Source organism: Rathayibacter sp. VKM Ac-2803 (assembly GCF_009807175.1).
Taxonomy (GTDB): Bacteria; Actinomycetota; Actinomycetes; order Actinomycetales; family Microbacteriaceae; genus Rathayibacter.
The window spans coordinates 3,648,459-3,666,153 of record NZ_WUCD01000001.1 but is presented as its reverse complement, the minus strand read 5'-3'; the positions used below and the strand labels follow the sequence as shown (position 1 = coordinate 3,666,153).

The following is a 17,695-nucleotide window of genomic DNA, read 5'->3' as shown; positions in this document are numbered from 1 at the left end:
GACGGTCAGCCCGCACAATAGGCTGAGCGAATGGCGGAGTTCAGCGCGAGTGTCTTTCAGAACGAGTTCCTCTCGGACGGCGCCACGGATGTGCACGCGATCGTGACGGTGACCGCGTCGGGCACCGGCGTGGCCGGCAGCGACGGTGCGGCGGCCGAGATCATCATCGTCGACTGCTCCGGGTCGATGACCGGCGAGAACATGACCGCCGCGAAGCGCGCGGCCGCCGTCGCGGTCGATCAGATCCTCGACGGCACGTTCTTCGCGGTCGTCGCGGGCTCCGAACGCGCCGACCGCGCGTTCCCGTACCCCAACGCCTCCGTGCCGATGGTGCGGATGGAGCCGGGCGCGCGCGCCGCGGCGAAGGAGGCGATCGGCTACCTCCAGGCCGATGGCGGCACCGCGATGGGCACGTGGCTCACGCTCGCCCGCCAGCTCTTCTCGAGCGTCCCGGAGGCGTCGCAGCGCCACGCGATCCTGCTCACCGACGGCAAGAACGAGCACGAGTCGCGGATGCAGCTCGACGCCGCGATCCGCGCGGCGGGCGGTGTCTTCCAGTGCGACGTCCGCGGAGTCGGCTCGCGCTGGGTCGTCGAGGAGGCGCGCACCATCGCGAGCGCGCTGCTGGGCACCGTCGGTCTCATCGCGAACCCCGCCGACATGGCCGCCGACTTCGAGCAGCTGATGCAGGCGTCGATGGGCCGCGGAGTCGCGAACGGCGAGCTGCGCGTCTGGACGCCGCAGGGCGCCCAGCTCCTCTTCGTCCGCCAGGTCGCGCCCACCCTCGAGGACCTGAGCTCCCGCCGCACGTCCGTCAATCCGCTGACCGGCTCTTACCCCACCGGCGCCTGGGGAGACGAGTCGCGGGAGTACCACGTGGCCGTCCGCGTCGCCTCGAAGCCCGTCGGCGCCGAGCAGCTCGCCGCGCGCGTGCAGCTCAGCGTGCGCGACGAGGTCGTCGCCTCCGCCCTGGTCAAGGCCCGCTGGACCGACGACTCCGCGCTCACCGCCCGCATCGACCCTGCCGTCGCGCACTACACCGGCCAGACCGAGCTCGCCTCGGCGATCCAGGACGGCCTCGCGGCGAAGGCCGCGGGCGACGACGCCACCGCGACCGTCAAGCTGGGTCGCGCCGTGCAGCTCGCCGCCGTCACCGGCAACGACGAGGCGACCGCCAAGCTCCGCAAGGTCGTCGAGATCGACAACCCCAACGAGGGCACCGTGCGTCTCAAGCGCGGCGTCGCCAAGCTCGACGAGATGGCGCTCGACACCGCGTCGACCAAGACCACGCGGGTCCGCAAGTGAGCTTCCGCTGCCCCGAGGGGCACACGTCGAGCTCCGGCGACTACTGCGACGTCTGCGGTACTCCGATCGCCGCCGCGCAGGCTCCCGCGCCGGCCGCCTCGAGCCCCGCCGCCCCGACCACGGCGATCCCCACCGGGGCCGCGGTCTGCCCGAACTGCTCGTACCCGAACGAGGCGGGCGCGCTGTTCTGCGAGAACTGCGGCTACGACTTCACCACCGGCTCCCTCCCCGAGGCCGACCCGTTCACCTCGTCGGGCGCGGTGCGCTCGCCGGCCGAGGTCGGCGGCTCCGCCTCGCCCGCCGGCGACCCCGGGGCCCACCTCGGCGAGGTCCCCGCGGCGGCGGCTCCGGAGTCGGCGGCTCCTCCGACCGAGCTGGTGCCGGAGGAGGAGGCCGGGTTCGACGTTCCCGTCGCCACCGCGCCGCCCGCTCCGGCGACCGAGGTCCTCGCGGAGGCGGTGCCCGTCGAGGCTGCTGATCCGTCGAGCGCTGATCCCTGGATCGCCGAGCTCTGGATCGACCCCGACTGGTACGCCGAGCAGCGCGCGGAGGATCCGATGCCCTCTCCCGGCCCGCCGACGACCGTCGTGCTGCGCGAGCGCTCCCTGCTCGTGGGCCGCCCCTCCGTCTCGCGCGGCATCTCGCCGCAGATCGACTGCGGCACCGACTCCGGAGTCTCGCGCCGGCAGTGCCAGCTCACGACCGACGGACTGCGCTGGTGGGTCGAGGACCTCCAGTCGGCGAACGGCACCTACCTCGCCGAGGCCGGCACCGGCCTCCCGCAGACGCCGATCCCGGCCGGCCAGCGGCGCGAGGTCGACGAGGGCGACCGCCTCTACGTCGGCGCTTGGACGCGCATCGTCCTCCGCCGCGCCCTCCCCGGCGAGGTCTGAGGGAGAAGTCGGCGCTCGCGCCCTCCAGCATGCTGGTCGAGTAGCCCCGCAGGGGCGTATCGAGACCCACCAGCGTCAGCAGATCCGTCTTCTGTCCTCGCCTTCTGAAGGACGTGGATCTCGATACGCCCGCTGCGCGGGCTACTCGATCAGCGAGGGAGGGGCCACAAGCAGATGCACCCGCCGCGCAAGCTACGTGCTCGATCAGTGAGGCTTGTCACTCCGCAGAGCGCTCAGCGCTCAGCGCCCGGCGAGCACTCCGAGCATCCACGACAGCGCGGCCACGGCGCCGACGCCGACCACGCTCGAGCCGATGATCACCGTACGGCGCACGCGCGACGACGGCGTCAGCGACACCGGCGCCAGCGCCATCGGCGCCGTCGTCCCCGAGGCCAGACCGCCCCGCAGACGCTGCGCGACCTGCTCGGCCGTCGGGCGCTGCGCGGGGTCGCGCTGCGTCATCGCCGTCAGCAGCTCGCGCCACGCCGTCGGCAGCGAGTCGGGCACGGAGGGGCTGCGGTGCAGCCGCGCGATCGCCGCCTCGAGGACCGTGCCCTCGTACTCCCGGTGGCCGGTGAGCGCCTCCAGCAGCACCAGCCCGAGCGAGAACACGTCGCTCGCGCCGCTGATCGGCTCGCCCGCGACCTGCTCGGGGCTGACGAAGCTGGCCGTCCCGATCACGATGCCGTCGCTGGTCAGTCGCGAGCCGTCCATGAAGTGGGCGACGCCGAAGTCGGTGAGCTTGGCCGTGTGTTCGTAGCCGCTGGATCCGACGTCGCTGACGAGGATGTTCGCGGGCTTCACATCGCGGTGCACGACGCCGCGCGCGTGCAGGTAGGCGAGCGCCTCCGCGAGCTGCGCACCGATCGCACCGACCTCGTCGGCGGCCATCGGACCCGCCTCGAGCCGGCGCTCCATGGTCGGATCGGCGACCAGCTCCATGACGACGTAGCGGCGCACCTCGCCGCCGAAGTTGTGCAGGCCCGCGTCGAAGAGGTTGACGATCCCGGGGTGCGCGAACGACGACAGCATCCGCACCTCGCGCTCCTGGCGCGCGACGTCCTCGGGGCTCGAGGCCTCGGCGCGGAACACCTTCACGGCGACGTCGCGCTGCACGGTCTCATCGCGTGCGCGGTAGACGGAGCCCATCCCACCGGAGCCGATCCGCTCGATGAGGTAGTAGCGGCCCGCGACCTTCTGCTGGGCTGCGTTGGCGGCGATCACACTCACGACGACCTCGCCTCTCGCTGGACAACCCGTCACGGGACGCCCCGACAGGGGCGCCTGTGGTAGACGGTACCGCGCGCACCCTTTCCTGTGGAGTCACAGGTCGGGTCTTGACAAGAGTGGCCAGCCGGGGTGCTCTCAGCGCAGTCCGCTGCGCGCGAACCCCTGCACGAAGTAGCGCTGGAAGACCAGGAAGAGGATGACCATCGGCGCCACGTTCACGAGTGCGAACGCCATCGTCGCCCCGTAGTCGCTGCCGAACTGGCCCTGGAGGAACAGCAGCCCGATCGGGAGGGTGAACAGCACGTTCTCCTTCAGCGCGATCAGCGGCCAGGCGAAGTCGTTCCACGAGCCGAGCAGCGTCATGAAGAACAGCACGGCGATCAGCGGCTTCGAGAGCGGCAGCACGATGCGGGTGAAGACGCGGAAGTGCCCCGCGCCGTCGATCCGTGCCGCCTCGATCAGATCGCGGGGGATCGCGAGGATGAACTGCCGCGCCAGGAACAGCCCGAACGCCGACGCCGCCGTCGGCAGGATCACCGCCCAGTAGCTCCCGTAGAGCCCGAGGTCGGTCACGAGCCGGAACAGCGCGACCATGATCACCTGCACCGGCAGGGTCAGCGTCGACAGCGCGAGCAGGAAGAGCGCCCCGGAGCCGCGGAACCGCAGCTGCGCGAAGGCGTAGCCGCCGAGCAGGTTGATCGCGACGGTGATCAGCGCCGTCACGAGGCTGATCGCGAGGGAGTTGCCGAACCAGGTCGCCACCGGGAACGACGAGAAGACGCGGTCGAAGTTGACGAGCGTCAGCTCCCGCGGCCAGAGGCGCAGGGTCCCGCCGAGCAGCTCGGCCCGCGACGAGAACGCGACGACGACCATCCAGTAGAGCGGGAAGAGGATGACCAGCGACACCACGATCGCGAGGACCAGCCGGAGGAAGCGCGTGCTGCGCGAGGCGGTGCTCATTCGACGAGGTCCCTGCTGCGGTTGGTGCGCCACTGCACGGCGGTGAAGATCATCGTGACCACGAGCAGCACGATGCCGATCGCCGCCGCGTAGCCCTGGTCGCGCGTGACGAATCCGGTGTCGTAGGCGTAGGTCACCAGCACCGAGGTGGCGTTCTGCGGCCCGCCGCCGGTCAGCACGAAGACGATGTCGAACACCTGGAACGAGTAGATGACGTTGAGGATCAGCAGGAAGAACGTCGAGGGGCCGACCATCGGCACCGTGATGTGCCGGAACTGCTGCCAGCCGTTCGCCCCGTCGAGGCGGGCGGCCTCGTACAGCGCCGGGTTCACGCCCTGCAGCCCCGCCAGGTAGATCAGCATGTTGAAGCCCATGCGCCACCACAGGGTGACCAGGACGACCGAGGCGAACGCCGCGGCGCCGCCCGACTGCCACGCGATCCGCGGCAGGCCGACGGTCTGCAGCAGCCCGTCGAGGACTCCGCTGTTCTCGTCGAAGATCAGCACGCCCATCAGCGCCGTCGCGACGCCCGACACCGCCATCGGCAGGATCAGGATCGACCGGAACACCGCTCGCGCCGGCAGCACCGAGTTCAGCAGTACCGCCGCGCCCAGCCCGAGCGCCATCGACAGCGGAGTCACGATCAGCGTGAACAGCGCCGTGTTGAGCGTCGAGCGCCAGAACAGCGGATCCGAGAGCAGCCGTGCGTAGTTGTCGAGCCCGATGAAGACGCCGTCGCCGAATCCGTTCGTGCTCTGGAAGCTGATCAGGAACGCGCCGCCCAGCGGCACGAACACGAACAGCCCCAGCATCAGGAGGTTCGGCGCGAGGAACGCGTAGGCGGCGGCGGTCTCGCGCGCCGCCGGTGCTCCCGAGCGGCGCCGGGGCGGAGCGGAGACCGGCGCCGGTGGGGCGATGCTCACTGGGTGGCGGCCGCGATGCCGGCCGTGAGCTTCGCGATGGTGTCCTCCGTGCTCTGCCCGCCGACGAAGGCGGCCTCGAGCTGCTCCTTGAGCACCGCGATGATCGCCGCCATGTCGGGCGAGGCGACCTGGGCCGAGTCGGAGGCCTGGACGGTGCCCGCCTGACCGAGGAACACCTCTGCCAGCTCGGGGCGCACCTCGAACTCGATGCCCGACTCGGTGAGGTCGCGGCGGGTGGGCAGCAGCGAGGCGCCGGCGCAGAAGTCGCTCATCGCCTCCTCCTCGGTCACGAACGCCAGGAACGCGGCGGCCAGCTCGGGCTGCGCCGTCGCCTTGGTGGCGACGAGGGCGTTGCCGCCGAAGTCGCCGCCGCCGCGCACGTTGCGCGGCGAGTACGTCGCGCCCCACTCGAAGTCGAGAGTCGCGTCGGCGTCGGGGACGAGGAAGGCGCCCGCGAAGGTCATCGCGGTCGTCTGCGAGTACCAGAGGTCGCTCGCGTAGGTCGTCGCCTGGATCGAGCTGCTCGGCGGGACCAGCCCGTCGGTGAAGAAGCTGCGGCTGAAGTCGATGGCCGCGCGTCCCGCCGCGCTGTCGATGGCGGGCCCCGAGAGGTCCTCGGTCAGGAACCGGCCGTCGGCCTGGAACAGCAGGCTCAGCCAGCGGGTGACCCCGTTGCCCTGCCAGTTGTAGGCGAACGGATAGCGCTCGGCGGGCAGCGAGGCGCGGAGCTTCGCGCCGACCTCGGAGAACTCCTCCCAGGTCCACGCCTCCTCCGGCGAGGACGGGAAGTCGGTGATGCCCGCGGTGGCCAGCGCCTCGGTGTTGTAGAGGATGAGCGACGTGTCGGTGTGGTGCGGCACCCCGAACGGGCTGCCGTTGCTCTGCACCGCGGCCCAGGCCGCGTCGGTGAAGCGGTCGGCGACGTCGGCCTCGAGGTGCGGGGTGAGATCGAGCAGCTGGTCGCGCCCGGCGTAGCTGCCGAAGGTGTAGTACGGCACGCGGAAGACGTCGGGCGGGTTGCCGGCCTGCAGCTGCGCATCGATGTTCGTGAACATCTGCTCGTAGGGCACGGCGTTCAGCGTGACCGTGGCGCCGGAGTTGGCCTCCTGGAAGCGGTCGATCGCGCGCTGGAACCCGGCGAGCTCGGCGTCCGTGCCCCAGGTGGTGAAGGTGAGGGTGCCGCTGTCGGCGCTGGCCTGCGGGCCGGCCGGCGCGAAGCCGCAGGAGGCGAGCACGGGCACGGAGGCGGCGACGCCCAGGGCGCCGAGGAACCGGCGCCGATCGAGAACGGCCCGCTCGAAGACGGATCTGTCGGCACCGGTGCTGTTGCGGACCACGAAGGCCTCCCCTCCGGGGGCCACGGCGGGCTCCCCGGGAGGGAGGCTAGCCCGGGCGAGCGCCCGGGCACCGGTACTGGACGAATGCCGGTTCCTGTGAGAGAAGCGGCCGGTCAGCCGCGCTTGCCCAGCAGCCCCTCGAAGTCGCCGTCGAGCGCCCACGGGTCGCGCACCGCGCCCGAGCGGGTCGAGCGGGCGGCCTCGTCGGCCAGCTCGCGGCCGGCGCGCTCGATGCGGGAGGGGAGCGCCCTGCCGTCCTCGGTCGCGCCGCCCCAGTCGTCGGTGGCCGCGAAGACGGAGGTCGACAGGGGAGCGGCGTGCAGGTAGCTGAACAGCGGTCGCATCGCGTAGTCGATCGCGAGCGAGTGACGGGGCGACCCGCCGGTCGCCGCGAGGAGCACGGGGAGCGAGCGGAGCGCCTCCGTGTCGAGCACGTCGACGAACGACTTGAAGAGGCCGCTGTAGCTGGTGGTGAAGATCGGCGTCACGGCGATGAGGCCGTCGGCGCCGGCGACCGCGTCGAGCGCGGTCTGCAGGGCGGGGCTCGCGAAGCCGGTCAGGAGGTTGTTCGTGACGTCGTGCGCGAGGTCGCGCAGCTCGATCACGCTCCGCTCGACGGCGAAGCCCTGCTCGGCGAGCGCGGCCTCGGTCGCGTCGCCGAGGCGGTCGGCGAGCAGGCGGGTGGAGGACGGCTGGCTGAGGCCGGCCGAGAGGACGGTGAGGCGGCGGGTGTCCATGGGGCGTCTCCTAGGCGTTGACGGCGACGGGCTGCTGGTCGCGGGCGGCGACGAGCGAGGTGTGGGTGGGGGCGTCCGGCACGTGCGCAGGGCGTCCCTCGGCGAAGCCCGCGCGCAGCGCCGGCAGGATCTCGCCGAGCATGTCCATCTGCTCGAGCACCGTCTTCAGCGGCAGGCCCGCGTGGTCGATGAGGAACAGCTGGCGCTGGTAGTCGCCGACGTACTCGCGGAAGCCGAGGGTGCGGTCGATGATCTGCTGCGGCGAGCCGACGGTCAGCGGGGTCTGCTCGGTGAAGTCCTCGAGCGAGGGTCCGTGGCCGTAGACCGGGGCGTTGTCGAAGTACGGGCGGAACTGCTTCACGGCATCCTGCGAGTTCTTCGCCATGAAGATCTGCCCGCCGAGGCCGACGATCGCCTGGTCGGCGCTGCCGTGGCCGTAGTGCTCGAAGCGCTCGCGGTAGAGCTGCACCATCTTCTGGGTGTGCGAGGCGGGCCAGAAGATGTGGTTCGCGAAGAAGCCGTCACCGTAGTACGCGGCCTGCTCGGCGATCTGGGGCGAGCGGATCGAGCCGTGCCAGACGAACGGGGCGATGCCGTCGAGCGGGCGCGGGGTCGACTGGAAGCCCTGCAGCGGAGTGCGGAACTGGCCCTCCCAGTCGACGAACTCCTCGGTCCAGAGGCGGTGCAGCAGGTCGTAGTTCTCGATCGTCAGCTCGATCCCGCGGCGGATGTCCTTGCCGAACCACGGGTAGACGGGGCCGGTGTTGCCGCGGCCGAGCATGAGGTCGACGCGACCGCCCGAGAGGTGCTGGAGCATCGCGTAGTCCTCGGCGAGCTTCACCGGGTCGTTGGTGGTGATGAGGGCCATCGCGGTGGTGAGGAGGAGGCGCTCCGTGCGCGCGGCGATGTAGGCGAGGGTGGTCGTCGGTGAGGACGACCAGAACGGCGGGTTGTGGTGCTCGCCGAGGGCGAAGACGTCGAGGCCGATCTCCTCGGCCTTGTCGGCGATCGCGAGGGTGGCCGCGATCTTCTCCGACTCGGTCGGGGTCTGCCCGTTCGTGGGGTCGGTGGTGATGTCGCTGACCGTGAAGATGCCGAACTGCATCAGGCGCTCCTTCTCTCCTGGCCCCGTCCTGGCGAGACCTTTTCCATGCGTTTGCATGTACATCACCATTCAACCATCCCGCGTCCGATCTATTCCCACGGGCGCACCGGTCTGGTGGTCCTGCTCCCGATCCCCGAAACATCCCCGCAATACGGCCCGCACTAGAGTCGTGCCATGGGTGACCTCTTCGACGGATACGGGTCCCAGAAGGTCGAGCGGCGCCGCGCAGGCGCGCCACCCTGGGACGAGATGTTCGCCGATGTCGCGGCGGCCGGCGGCCCCGACGGCGTCCGCGACGCCTACCGCGACATCTACTCCTCACTGGCCCGCATGACCCAGGAGGAGCTGCGCGGACGCACCGACGCACTCGCCTCCTCCTATCTCGCGCAGGGCGTGACCTTCGACTTCGCGGGGGAGGAGCGGCCCTTCCCGCTCGACGCCGTGCCGCGCGTCATCGAGAGCGCCGAGTGGAACGAGGTGCAGAGCGGAATCAAGCAGCGCGTCCGCGCGCTCGAGGCGTTCCTCGCCGACGTCTACGGCCCGCAGAACGCGGTGAAGGACGGAGTGATCCCCGCCGGCCTCATCTCGAGCTCGAGCCACTTCCACCGCCAGGCCGCGGGCATCGTCTCGGCCAACGGCGTGCGGATCCAGGTGTCGGGCATCGACCTCATCCGCGACGAGGTCGGCGGCTGGCGCGTGCTCGAGGACAACGTACGGGTCCCCTCCGGCGTCTCGTACGTGATCTCGAACCGCCGGGTGATGGCGCAGACGCTCCCCGAGCTGTTCGTCTCGATGCGGGTGCGCCCGGTCGGCGACTACCCCAACCGGCTCCTCCAGGCCCTGCGCGCCTCCGCGCCCGAGGGCGTCGACGACCCGACAGTGGTCGTGCTCACTCCCGGCGTCTACAACTCGGCCTACTTCGAGCACACTCTGCTCGCCCGCCTGATGGGCGTCGAGCTCGTCGAGGGCCGCGACCTGTTCTGCACCGGCGGCAAGGTGTTCATGCGGACGACCTCCGGCCCGACCCGCGTCGACGTGATCTACCGCCGGGTCGACGACGAGTTCCTCGACCCGCTGCAGTTCCGCGCCGACTCGATGCTCGGCTCGCCGGGGCTCATGCTCGCCTCGCGGCTGGGCAACGTCACGATCGCCAACGCGGTCGGCAACGGCGTCGCCGACGACAAGCTCGTCTACACCTACATGCCCGATCTCATCCGCTACTACCTCTCCGAGGATCCGGTGATCAAGAACGTCGACACCTGGCGCCTGGAGGATCCGGGAGCGCTCGAGGAGGTGCTCGACCGCCTCGACGAGCTGGTCGTGAAGCCGGTCGACGGCTCGGGCGGCAAGGGCCTCGTCGTCGGCCCCGATGCGTCGGCGAAGGAGCTCGCCGAGCTGCGCTCGCGCCTCCAGGCCGATCCGCGCGGCTGGATCGCGCAGCCGGTCGTGCAGCTCTCGACCATCCCCACCCTCGTCGACGACGGGATGCGCCCGCGGCACGCCGACCTGCGGCCCTTCGCCGTCAACGACGGCACCGACATCTGGGTGCTGCCGGGCGGGCTGACCCGGGTCGCGCTGCCGGAGGGGCAGCTCGTCGTCAACTCGTCGCAGGGCGGCGGATCGAAGGACACCTGGGTCGTCGGCCTCGAGTCGCAGACCCCCGACCGCGACGCCCACGACATCCAGGGCCTCGTCGCCGAGCAGGCCGCGGTGACGAGCTCGATCCCGATCGTCTACCCGCTCAACCACACCCCCGACCACTCGCCGCAGGACGCCGGCAACAGCGACCAGGAGCAGCAGCAGCAGCAGGGTCGCTCGGCGGAGGAGGACGCCTGATGCTCTCCCGGATCGCCGAGTCGCTGTTCTGGATCGGCCGCTACATCGAGCGCTCGGACGGCACCGCGCGCATCCTCGACGTCCATCTCCAGCTCCTGCTCGAGGACCCGTGGATCGACGAGGACACCGCCTGCCGCTCGCTCCTGTCGGTGATGGGGTCGACCCCTCCCGACGACATGAGCGAGATCACCCGCGCCGATGTGCTCACGATCCTCGCGATCGACCGCACGAACCCCGCCTCCATCGCCTACTCGCTCGGCGCCGCCCGCGAGAACGCCCGCCGCGCTCGCGAGATCGTGTCGACCGAGCTGTGGGAGTGCCTGAACACGACCCGCACCCGGATGCCGCGCCGCGTCACGGGCGACCGGGTGTCGGAGTTCTTCAGCTGGGTGCGCGAGCGCTCGGCGCTCGCCGTCGGCATCATCGAGTCGGCGACCTCGCGCGACGAGGCGTGGCAGTTCTTCACTCTCGGGCGCTCGATCGAGCGCGCCGACATGACGGCCAGGCTCCTCGCGACCCGGTCGCTGACCGAGGCGAGCGGACCGTCGTGGACGACGATCCTCCGCTCGTGCGGCGCCTACGAGGCCTACCTGCGCACCTACCGCGGCGTGCCGAGCGCGCGCAACGCCGCGGAGTTCCTCCTCCTCGACCGCCTCTTCCCGCGGTCGATCCTCTTCTCGGTCTCGCGGGCCGAGATGTGCATGCGCGACATCGAGCCGCGCACCGGGCGCGTCGGCCACACCGGCGACGCCCAGCGGGTGCTCGGCCAGATCCGGAGCGAGCTCGAGTACCGGCCGATCGCCGACATCCTCGATGACCTCCCGCGGCACATGGACAGCGTGCAGGAGGCGACCTCGGCCGCGTCCGAGGCCATCCGCCAGCGCTACTTCCCCACCAACGTCATGCCGAGCTGGATCGGGGAGGCGCTGTGAGCAGGCTGCGCATCACGCACACCACGGGATTCACCTACCGGGGCGACGTCGTCGCGTCCTACAACGAAGCGCGGATGCTGCCGGCCTCCTCCGACGGGCAGCTCGTGCTGTCGTCGCACCTCGACATCCGCCCGCTCACCTCGGTGCACACCTACACCGACTACTGGGGCACCAGGGTCGCCTCGTTCGACGTGATGAACGCGCACCAGGAGCTCTCGCTCACCGCGACCTCGCTCGTCGAGGTGCGGCCGAAGGCGCACCCGGACCACCCCTCCGGCTGGGAGCAGCTCGCCGAGCAGGTCGAGACTCTCACCGAGTACGTCGAGCAGTCGAAGCAGACCACCCGCACCGCGCCTCCGGAGGATCTCGTCGAGCTGGCGCACGCGCTGGCCGATGAGGCGGCGGGCCCCTGCGAGGCGGCGCTGAGCATCGCCGAGCGGATCGGCCGCGAGATGACGTACCGCCAGGGCGTCACGGGCGTGCACTCGACGGCGACGGAGTCGTGGACCGCGCGCGAGGGCGTCTGCCAGGACATCACGCACATCGTCCTCGGGGCGCTGCGCTCGGTCGGCATCCCGGCGCGCTACGTGTCGGGCTACCTGCACCCCAAGCCGAACGCGCCGATCGGCGAGACGGTGACGGGGGAGTCGCACGCCTGGGTCGAGTGGTTCTGCGGAGGGACGTGGCGCGGCTACGACCCGACCAACCTGATCGACATCGGCGACCGCCACGTGATCGTCGGGCGCGGGCGCGACTACAACGACATCGCGCCGCTGCGCGGGGTGTACGCGGGGCCGACCTCGTCGAAGCTGTTCGTGAAGGTCGAGATCACGCGCGAGGCGTGAGCACCTGCTGATCGAGCTCCGGCTCGTCGGATCCGGTTCGGCTCGCCGGATCCGCCGGTTCGGACGAGCCGAACCCGATTCCGCGAGCCGGACGTGCCCCGGCGGCGCTGCGGCGCGTGCGCAGATACCAGCCGAGGCCGATCGCGGCGGCGACGGCTCCGGAGGAGGCGCCGACCAGCATCGCCCAGCGCGGCCCCGCGGCGTTGGCGACCCAGCCGATGAGCGGCGCGCCGATCGGGGTGCCGCCCATGAAGATCGCCATGTAGAGCGCCATCACGCGGCCGCGCATCTCGGGCGCCGTCGAGAGCTGCACGTACCCGTTGGCCGAGGTCATCAGCGTCTGCGCGGCGATGCCGACGAACGGCAGGAGGATCGCGAAGGCCCAGACGGTCGGCATCACGCCGGCGAGCGCGAGGGCGACGCCGAACGCGGCCGCGGCTCCGACGATCAGGCGCAGGCGCGGGCGGTCGCGGCGGGCCGAGAGCAGCGCGCCCACCACCGAGCCGACGGCGATCGCGGAGGACAGCAGGCCGAACTCGCTCGCCCCCATGTCGAACTCGACGGTCGCCATCGTCGAGGCGAAGATCGGGAAGTTGAGCCCGAAGGTGCCGATCAGGAAGACGATCGACAGGACGACGAGGATGTCGGGCCGCTTCGAGACGTAGCGGAAGCCCTCGAGGAGCGCGCCGGGCCCCCGGGTCGCCCGCGGTGCCGAGCGCAGCTGGTCGCGGTGCAGGAAGCGCAGCGAGAGCAGCACCGCCAGGAAGCTGACGGCGTTGAGCAGGAAGACCCAGCCCGAGCCGATCGCGGCGATGAGCACACCCGCGAGGGCCGGCCCGATCATCCGCGCGGAGTTGAACGAGGCGGAGTTCAGCGACACCGCGTTCGAGAGGTGGCTCTCGTCGACCAGCGCCGAGACGAAGGTCTGGCGGACGGGCGCGTCGATCGCCGCGGCGAAGCCGAGCAGCAGGGCGAAGACGTAGACCATCCAGAGCTGGACGACGCCGGTGACGACGATGAGGCCGAGCGCGAGGCCGAGGACGCCCATCGCCGCCTGCGTCGCCATCAGGAGCTTCCGGCGGTCGAAGCGGTCGGCGATGAAGCCCGAGAAGGGGACCATCAGCAGCTGCGGTCCGAACTGCAGTGCCATGGTCACGCCGAGCGCGGTGGCGTCGTGGTCGGTCAGGTCGTTGATGACGATCCAGTCCTGGGCGGTGCGCTGCATCCAGGTGCCGATGTTCGAGACCATCGCCCCCGCGAACCAGATGCGGTAGTTGGGCACCGCGAGCGAGCGGAACATCGCGCTCAACGATCGGCCACCTCTCGGAGCAGCGCCGCGGCGTCGTGCAGCAGGGCGCGCTGGTCGGGGGAGAGCTCGCGGAGGCGGGCCACCAGCCACGCGTCGCGGCTGCGGCGGACGTCGAGGACGAGCTCGGTGCCCGCAGAGGTCGGGCGGATGCGCGTGACGCGGCCGTCGGCGGGGTCGGCGAGGCGCTCGGCCAGGCCGTCGTCGACGAGGCAGGCGACGGTGCGGGTCATCGACGGCGGGCGGACCCGCTCGGCCTCGGCCAGCTCGCCGAGGGTCTTCGGGCCGTCGCGGTGCAGCAGGGCGAGGACGCCGAACTGCGCGTCGCTGAGCTCGTGCTGCGCCTTCTCCTGGCGGAGCCGCCGCGCGAGTCGTCCCACGGCGACGCGCGTCTCACCCGCGAGCGCGGTCAACGCCGTCTCGCCCGCTCTGCCCTCATCCACATAGTTAGCCTAACAAAAGAACCGGCCTGCGGGTGGGGCGGCGGCGTACTGCCTCGCCGCTCGCCGCTCGCCGCTCGCTGCTCGCTGATCGAGTAGCCCGCTTGCGGGCGTATCGAGATCCACGTCCGTCAGAAGGCCGGGGCAGAAGCCGCGTCTGCTGACGCGGGCGGGTCTCGATACGCCCCTGCGGGGCTGCGGGCTCGACCAGCATGCTGGCGCCCAGCGCCGACTTCTCCCTCACCACTGAGACGCGAAGCCCCCTTCTCGGTGATCGAGCAGCCCGCGGAGCGGGCGTATCGAGATCCACGTCCGTCAGAAGGCGAGGTCGGCAGACCGCTCTTCTGACGCTCGTGAGTCTCGATACGCCCCTCCGGGGCTGCTCGACCAGCAGGGGGAGGGGCGGACACGGTGACGCGGCGGCGTCACGGCCGCGCCGTGCGGACGGCGCCGACGCTCGCGGCGACGACCAGGGCGATGCCGATCGCCTCCACGACGCTGAGGCGTTGCCCGAGCACGAGGAAGCCCGAGAGGGCCGCGGCGCCCGGCGACAGCGCCATCAGGATCGAGAACGTCGACGAGCGCAGGCGCCGCAGCGCGAGCAGCTCGAGCGCGTAGGGGATGGCGGAGGAGAGCACGGCGACCGCGAGCCCGAGCAGGAGCACGGGCGGCAGGACGAGGGCCGGGCCCGCGGAGGCCATCCCGAACGGCAGCGAGACGATCGCGCCGGCGGTGAGCGCGAGCGCGAGTCCGTCCAGGCGCGGGAAGCGCCCGCCCGTGCGCCCCGCGAAGACGATGTAGGTCGCCCAGAGCGCCGCGGCGCCGAGCGCGAAGGCGACCCCGACGGGATCGAGCGACGAGAATCCACCCTGCGAGAGCGTGACCACGCCGGCCAGGGCGAGGAGCGCCCAGAGGAGGCTGAGCACGCTCCGCCCGGCGATCACCGAGAGGGCGAGCGGACCGAGCACCTCGAGCGTCACCGCCGCTCCCTGCGGGATGCGGGCGATGGCCTCGTAGTAGCACGCGTTCATCCCGCCGAGCGCGAGGCCGTAGACAGCGACGGTGCCCCAGTCGGCCCGTGTGTAGCCCCCGATCCGCGGTCGGCAGACGATCAGCAGGACGGCGGCCGAGAAGACGAGCCGGAGCGTCACGGTGCCGATCGGCCCGGCCGCCGGGAAGAGCAGCACCGCGAACGACGCCCCGAGCTGCACGCTCGCGACCGAGCCGAGCACCAGGGCGATGGAGCCCGCGCCCTGCGGCGCGCGCCGGCCGGCGTTCAGCTCGAGCGCCGCTGCTTCTGCACGGGCGGGACGTTGTAGCCGAGGAGGCCGATGCCCGTCTCGTCCCAGCGCAGCGTGGTCAGCGAGACGTTGTCGACGACCGGGAAGATGTGCCGGTACGACTCGGGGTTGATGCCGAGGTAGGCGCAGAGCAGCAGCCGGATCAGCGTGCCGTGGGCGACGATGAGCACCCGGCCGTCGGGGTGCTCGCGGTGGATCCGGGCGAGCGAGGTGTTGGCCCGCGCCACCGCGTCCAGACCCGACTCGCCTCCGGGCATCGGCTGGATGGCGGGGGCCGCGACCCAGGCCCGGTAGGCATCCGGGAAGCGCTTCTCCATCTCGGCGGTGGTGAGGCCCTCGCCCTGGCCGAAGTCGACCTCGACCAGCGCGGGGTCGGGCTGCACCTCGAGGTGCGCCGCGCGCGCGGCGGGGACGGCGGTCCTGACCGCCCGGACCAGGGTGGAGGAGTACACCGCCTCGAGGTCCGCGTCGACGGCCCAGGCTGCGAGCGTGGCCGCCTGGTCCTGGCCCCGGGGGGTCAGCGCGATGTCGGAGGAGCCCGCGAAGCGGTTCTCGGAGTGCCAGACAGTCTCTCCGTGCCTGGCGAGGATCAGCGTCGTCACCCCCCGAGCCTACCGACCGGCGGCCGAGTGCCGGACGGGGTTGCCGCTCAGGCGGCCGGGATCTCGTAGTGCGCGTCGACGAGCACGGGGAGGTGATCGGAGAGGCCCTGCGGCAGGGTCGAGACGCGCTGGATGCGGACGGAGTCGCTGATGGCGAAGTCGAAGTGCCCGCTGAAGTAGCGGTAGCGGGCGTAGGTGGGGGAGTCGCTCCGCGACACCAGGTAGCCGTTCCGCGTCATCTTGCGGTCGAGTCCGCGGAAGAACCAGGGGTAGTTGTAGTCGCCGACCATGAGCGACGGAGTGTCGGGGGCGTACTCGCGGAGGCGGTTCAGCGCCTCGTCGATCTGCTTGCGGCGGAGCGCGTTGCCGGCGGACAGCGGAGCCGCGTGGAACGACGAGACGGCGATCGAGCCTCCGGTGACGTCGTTGAGGCGGACGGCCAGCAGCCGCTCGTGAGCGGGGGACATCACCCGGTCGTGCATCGACTTGCTGAGCTCGAAGGCGGCGCTGCCGGCGAGCTCGAAGCGCTCGTGGGAGTAGTAGATCGCGAGGCCGAGGCGGTTGCGCGCGGTCACGGTGGCGAGGCGCAGGTCACCCAGCTCCTCGGGGAGCCTGGTGGTGTCGCACTCCTGCAGGCAGAGGACGTCGACGTCGTGACGGGCGGCGAGAGGGGCGATCTCGACGTGCGCACGGTGCTCGCGGAGGTTGTACGAGATCACCCGGAGTGCGCGTTCATTCGGCTGCATTGCGCCAGTGTAGGGCCGCCGCGGCGGCGCTCCGGCGTCGTTCCGGCGAACACGGAGGGACCTCTCCGAGTCGAGTCCGGCGTACTCGCCGAGCGGCTGGAGAGGTCCTTCCGAGGTGCGCGGTCAGGGCGTGGCGGTGCCCGAGGCGTCGGTCTCGGCGTCGGTGCCGTGGACTCCGTCGGTGGGTCCCCAGTCGGGAAGCGGCGGGTTCACCTCGTCGCCGTTCGCGTCCACGCCGGCGGCGCCGTCGGGGGAGGAGCCGCCGACCTCGTCGAGACCCGCGGGGGTCTCGGGGGAGGTCGCCGGGTCGGCCTGGCGGGTGGTCTCGTCGGTCTCGATCAGGGTCGGTTCGATGTCGTTGTCGGAGCTGCTCATGAGGGCCACGCTAGGACGCTCGGATCGCGGACGACACCCCCTTGCGCCGCCCCCTGGCCCACGTGCGGGGGACAAGCGGATCGGCCTTCCCTCCTGCGATCCGGATCGGCAGCATCGGCCCAGCACCACCTTCCGAGCACCGCCGCCGGCACCACCCTCCAGGAGGGCCGTCCTCGCCGGGCGGCACCTCCGGGGAGGCGCGGTGCTTCCGACCGAAAGGCACCTCCGTGTCCCACGACTCCACTCCCGCGCCCCTCGACGCCGAGCGCGTCGTCTCCCGCCGCTCCGTCGCCGCCGCCGCCTGGACCGTGCCGGTCGTCGCCGTGGCGATGACGGCGCCGTCCGCCTCCGCCTCGGGCGACGTCGATCTCGGCGCCTACACGCTCACGGGTGACTGCGGCATCCTCAGCGTCATCGGTCCCGGCTTCCTGCTGAAGGCCGGGCCCACGACTCCGCTGCCCGTCGGCACCACGGTCACCATCGTGGGCAGCGGTGTCGGCAACATCGGCGTGTTCAGCGCGTCACCGCTGATCGCGAGCGTCGCGTTCCTGGGCCCGAGCTCCCGCCAGGTGACGCTGACGCAGGCGCTGGCCGCGGGCGCGACTCTCCAGATTCGCACCACACTCTCGATCTCAGTGGCCTTCACCCTGAACGGTGTCACGACGCTGCCGATCGGCTACACGGCGACCGGCGCGAAGCCTGCGGGAAACGTGAACTCGACGCTGATCCTCTGCAGCGAGAACTGATCACGAGCCTCACGGGAGAAGGCCCTCGTTCCCTCCGGGAGCGGGGGCCTTCTCCGTCGTGAAGGCGAGGCCACAT

Annotated in this window: 18 protein-coding genes; 6 read left to right on the top strand and 12 right to left on the bottom strand. The window is 71.5% G+C overall.

Annotation, left to right across the window (positions count from 1 at the left end; genetic code table 11):
- Positions 1 to 30 precede the first annotated feature (30 nt).
- Together GRS96_RS17240 and GRS96_RS17235 are read left to right on the top strand one after the other, a co-directional pair.
- Positions 31 to 1,305, top strand: a complete 1,275-nt coding sequence (locus tag GRS96_RS17240) for a VWA domain-containing protein (RefSeq protein WP_159852608.1) — start codon at positions 31 to 33, stop codon at positions 1,303 to 1,305.
- A complete protein-coding gene (locus GRS96_RS17235) occupies positions 1,302 to 2,198 on the top strand; it encodes an FHA domain-containing protein (protein WP_159989042.1) in 897 nt (298 codons plus the stop codon). Before GRS96_RS17240 ends, GRS96_RS17235 begins: the two co-directional genes overlap by 4 nt.
- A 240-nt stretch (positions 2,199 to 2,438) precedes the next feature.
- On the opposite strand, the gene GRS96_RS17230 is transcribed toward GRS96_RS17235, so the two are convergent.
- The 6 genes from GRS96_RS17230 to GRS96_RS17205 form a co-directional block, all read right to left on the bottom strand.
- Positions 2,439 to 3,428: a serine/threonine-protein kinase gene (locus GRS96_RS17230; RefSeq protein ID WP_159852604.1), complete on the bottom strand. Its 990-nt coding sequence runs from the start codon at positions 3,426 to 3,428 to the stop codon at positions 2,439 to 2,441.
- 135 nt (positions 3,429 to 3,563) lie between these two features.
- On the bottom strand, positions 3,564 to 4,388 hold the full coding sequence (locus GRS96_RS17225; RefSeq protein WP_159852602.1) for a carbohydrate ABC transporter permease: 825 nt from the start codon (positions 4,386 to 4,388) through the stop codon (positions 3,564 to 3,566).
- The gene (locus tag GRS96_RS17220; RefSeq protein ID WP_235021756.1) at positions 4,385 to 5,311 is read right to left on the bottom strand and encodes a carbohydrate ABC transporter permease; all 927 of its coding nucleotides are present in this window, start codon (positions 5,309 to 5,311) and stop codon (positions 4,385 to 4,387) included. Before GRS96_RS17220 ends, GRS96_RS17225 begins: the two co-directional genes overlap by 4 nt.
- On the bottom strand, positions 5,308 to 6,672 hold the full coding sequence (locus GRS96_RS17215; RefSeq protein ID WP_235021755.1) for an ABC transporter substrate-binding protein: 1,365 nt from the start codon (positions 6,670 to 6,672) through the stop codon (positions 5,308 to 5,310). The genes GRS96_RS17220 and GRS96_RS17215 overlap by 4 nt, the downstream gene beginning before the upstream one ends.
- A gap of 89 nt (positions 6,673 to 6,761) precedes the next feature.
- Positions 6,762 to 7,385: an FMN reductase gene (locus tag GRS96_RS17210; protein WP_159852600.1), complete on the bottom strand. Its 624-nt coding sequence runs from the start codon at positions 7,383 to 7,385 to the stop codon at positions 6,762 to 6,764.
- A 10-nt stretch (positions 7,386 to 7,395) separates the two neighbouring features.
- Entirely contained in the window at positions 7,396 to 8,490 is a 1,095-nt protein-coding gene (locus GRS96_RS17205; protein ID WP_159989041.1) for an LLM class flavin-dependent oxidoreductase, read from the bottom strand.
- 174 nt (positions 8,491 to 8,664) lie between these two features.
- Between GRS96_RS17205 and GRS96_RS17200 the strand changes: the two genes are divergently transcribed.
- From GRS96_RS17200 to GRS96_RS17190, 3 genes are read left to right on the top strand one after another with little or no spacing between them, the layout of a single operon-like run.
- Entirely contained in the window at positions 8,665 to 10,326 is a 1,662-nt protein-coding gene (locus tag GRS96_RS17200; RefSeq protein WP_159852596.1) for a circularly permuted type 2 ATP-grasp protein, read from the top strand.
- A complete protein-coding gene (locus GRS96_RS17195; RefSeq protein WP_159852594.1) occupies positions 10,326 to 11,258 on the top strand; it encodes an alpha-E domain-containing protein in 933 nt (310 codons plus the stop codon). The genes GRS96_RS17200 and GRS96_RS17195 overlap by 1 nt, the downstream gene beginning before the upstream one ends.
- Positions 11,255 to 12,103: a transglutaminase family protein gene (locus GRS96_RS17190; protein ID WP_159989040.1), complete on the top strand. Its 849-nt coding sequence runs from the start codon at positions 11,255 to 11,257 to the stop codon at positions 12,101 to 12,103. Before GRS96_RS17195 ends, GRS96_RS17190 begins: the two co-directional genes overlap by 4 nt.
- On the opposite strand, the gene GRS96_RS17185 is transcribed toward GRS96_RS17190, so the two are convergent.
- The 6 genes from GRS96_RS17185 to GRS96_RS17160 form a co-directional block, all read right to left on the bottom strand.
- Positions 12,087 to 13,412: an MFS transporter gene (locus GRS96_RS17185; protein ID WP_159989039.1), complete on the bottom strand. Its 1,326-nt coding sequence runs from the start codon at positions 13,410 to 13,412 to the stop codon at positions 12,087 to 12,089. The two genes, GRS96_RS17190 and GRS96_RS17185, sit on opposite strands and share 17 nt — an antisense overlap.
- Complete coding sequence (locus GRS96_RS17180; protein WP_236553652.1) at positions 13,409 to 13,852, bottom strand: MarR family winged helix-turn-helix transcriptional regulator; 444 nt, start codon at positions 13,850 to 13,852, stop codon at positions 13,409 to 13,411. Before GRS96_RS17180 ends, GRS96_RS17185 begins: the two co-directional genes overlap by 4 nt.
- A gap of 422 nt (positions 13,853 to 14,274) precedes the next feature.
- The gene (locus tag GRS96_RS17175; protein ID WP_236553651.1) at positions 14,275 to 15,081 is read right to left on the bottom strand and encodes an EamA family transporter; all 807 of its coding nucleotides are present in this window, start codon (positions 15,079 to 15,081) and stop codon (positions 14,275 to 14,277) included.
- A 44-nt stretch (positions 15,082 to 15,125) separates the two neighbouring features.
- Positions 15,126 to 15,752 (bottom strand): histidine phosphatase family protein, encoded by a 627-nt coding sequence (locus GRS96_RS17170; RefSeq protein WP_056037552.1) that lies wholly within the window; start codon positions 15,750 to 15,752, stop codon positions 15,126 to 15,128.
- Positions 15,753 to 15,799: 47 nt separating this feature from the next.
- A complete protein-coding gene (locus GRS96_RS17165; RefSeq protein ID WP_159852588.1) occupies positions 15,800 to 16,498 on the bottom strand; it encodes an endonuclease/exonuclease/phosphatase family protein in 699 nt (232 codons plus the stop codon).
- Positions 16,499 to 16,621: 123 nt separating this feature from the next.
- Positions 16,622 to 16,873 (bottom strand): hypothetical protein, encoded by a 252-nt coding sequence (locus tag GRS96_RS17160; RefSeq protein WP_159852586.1) that lies wholly within the window; start codon positions 16,871 to 16,873, stop codon positions 16,622 to 16,624.
- 227 nt (positions 16,874 to 17,100) lie between these two features.
- Between GRS96_RS17160 and GRS96_RS17155 the strand changes: the two genes are divergently transcribed.
- Positions 17,101 to 17,619 carry a hypothetical protein gene (locus tag GRS96_RS17155; RefSeq protein ID WP_159989038.1) on the top strand — a complete coding sequence of 173 codons (519 nt, stop codon included), beginning with the start codon at positions 17,101 to 17,103 and terminating at the stop codon, positions 17,617 to 17,619.
- Positions 17,620 to 17,695 lie beyond the last annotated feature (76 nt).

Excerpts from the sequence above, each read along its gene's own strand:
- GRS96_RS17195 (WP_159852594.1), top strand. The coding sequence starts at position 10,326 with ATGCTCTCCCGGATCGCCGAGTCGCTGTTCTGGATCGGCCGCTACATC.
- GRS96_RS17205 (WP_159989041.1), bottom strand. The coding sequence starts at position 8,490 with ATGCAGTTCGGCATCTTCACGGTCAGCGACATCACCACCGACCCCACG.
- GRS96_RS17160 (WP_159852586.1), bottom strand. The coding sequence starts at position 16,873 with ATGAGCAGCTCCGACAACGACATCGAACCGACCCTGATCGAGACCGAC.
- GRS96_RS17165 (WP_159852588.1), bottom strand. The coding sequence starts at position 16,498 with ATGCAGCCGAATGAACGCGCACTCCGGGTGATCTCGTACAACCTCCGC.
- GRS96_RS17225 (WP_159852602.1), bottom strand. The coding sequence starts at position 4,388 with ATGAGCACCGCCTCGCGCAGCACGCGCTTCCTCCGGCTGGTCCTCGCG.
- GRS96_RS17240 (WP_159852608.1), top strand. The coding sequence starts at position 31 with ATGGCGGAGTTCAGCGCGAGTGTCTTTCAGAACGAGTTCCTCTCGGAC.
- GRS96_RS17200 (WP_159852596.1), top strand. The coding sequence starts at position 8,665 with ATGGGTGACCTCTTCGACGGATACGGGTCCCAGAAGGTCGAGCGGCGC.
- GRS96_RS17210 (WP_159852600.1), bottom strand. The coding sequence starts at position 7,385 with ATGGACACCCGCCGCCTCACCGTCCTCTCGGCCGGCCTCAGCCAGCCG.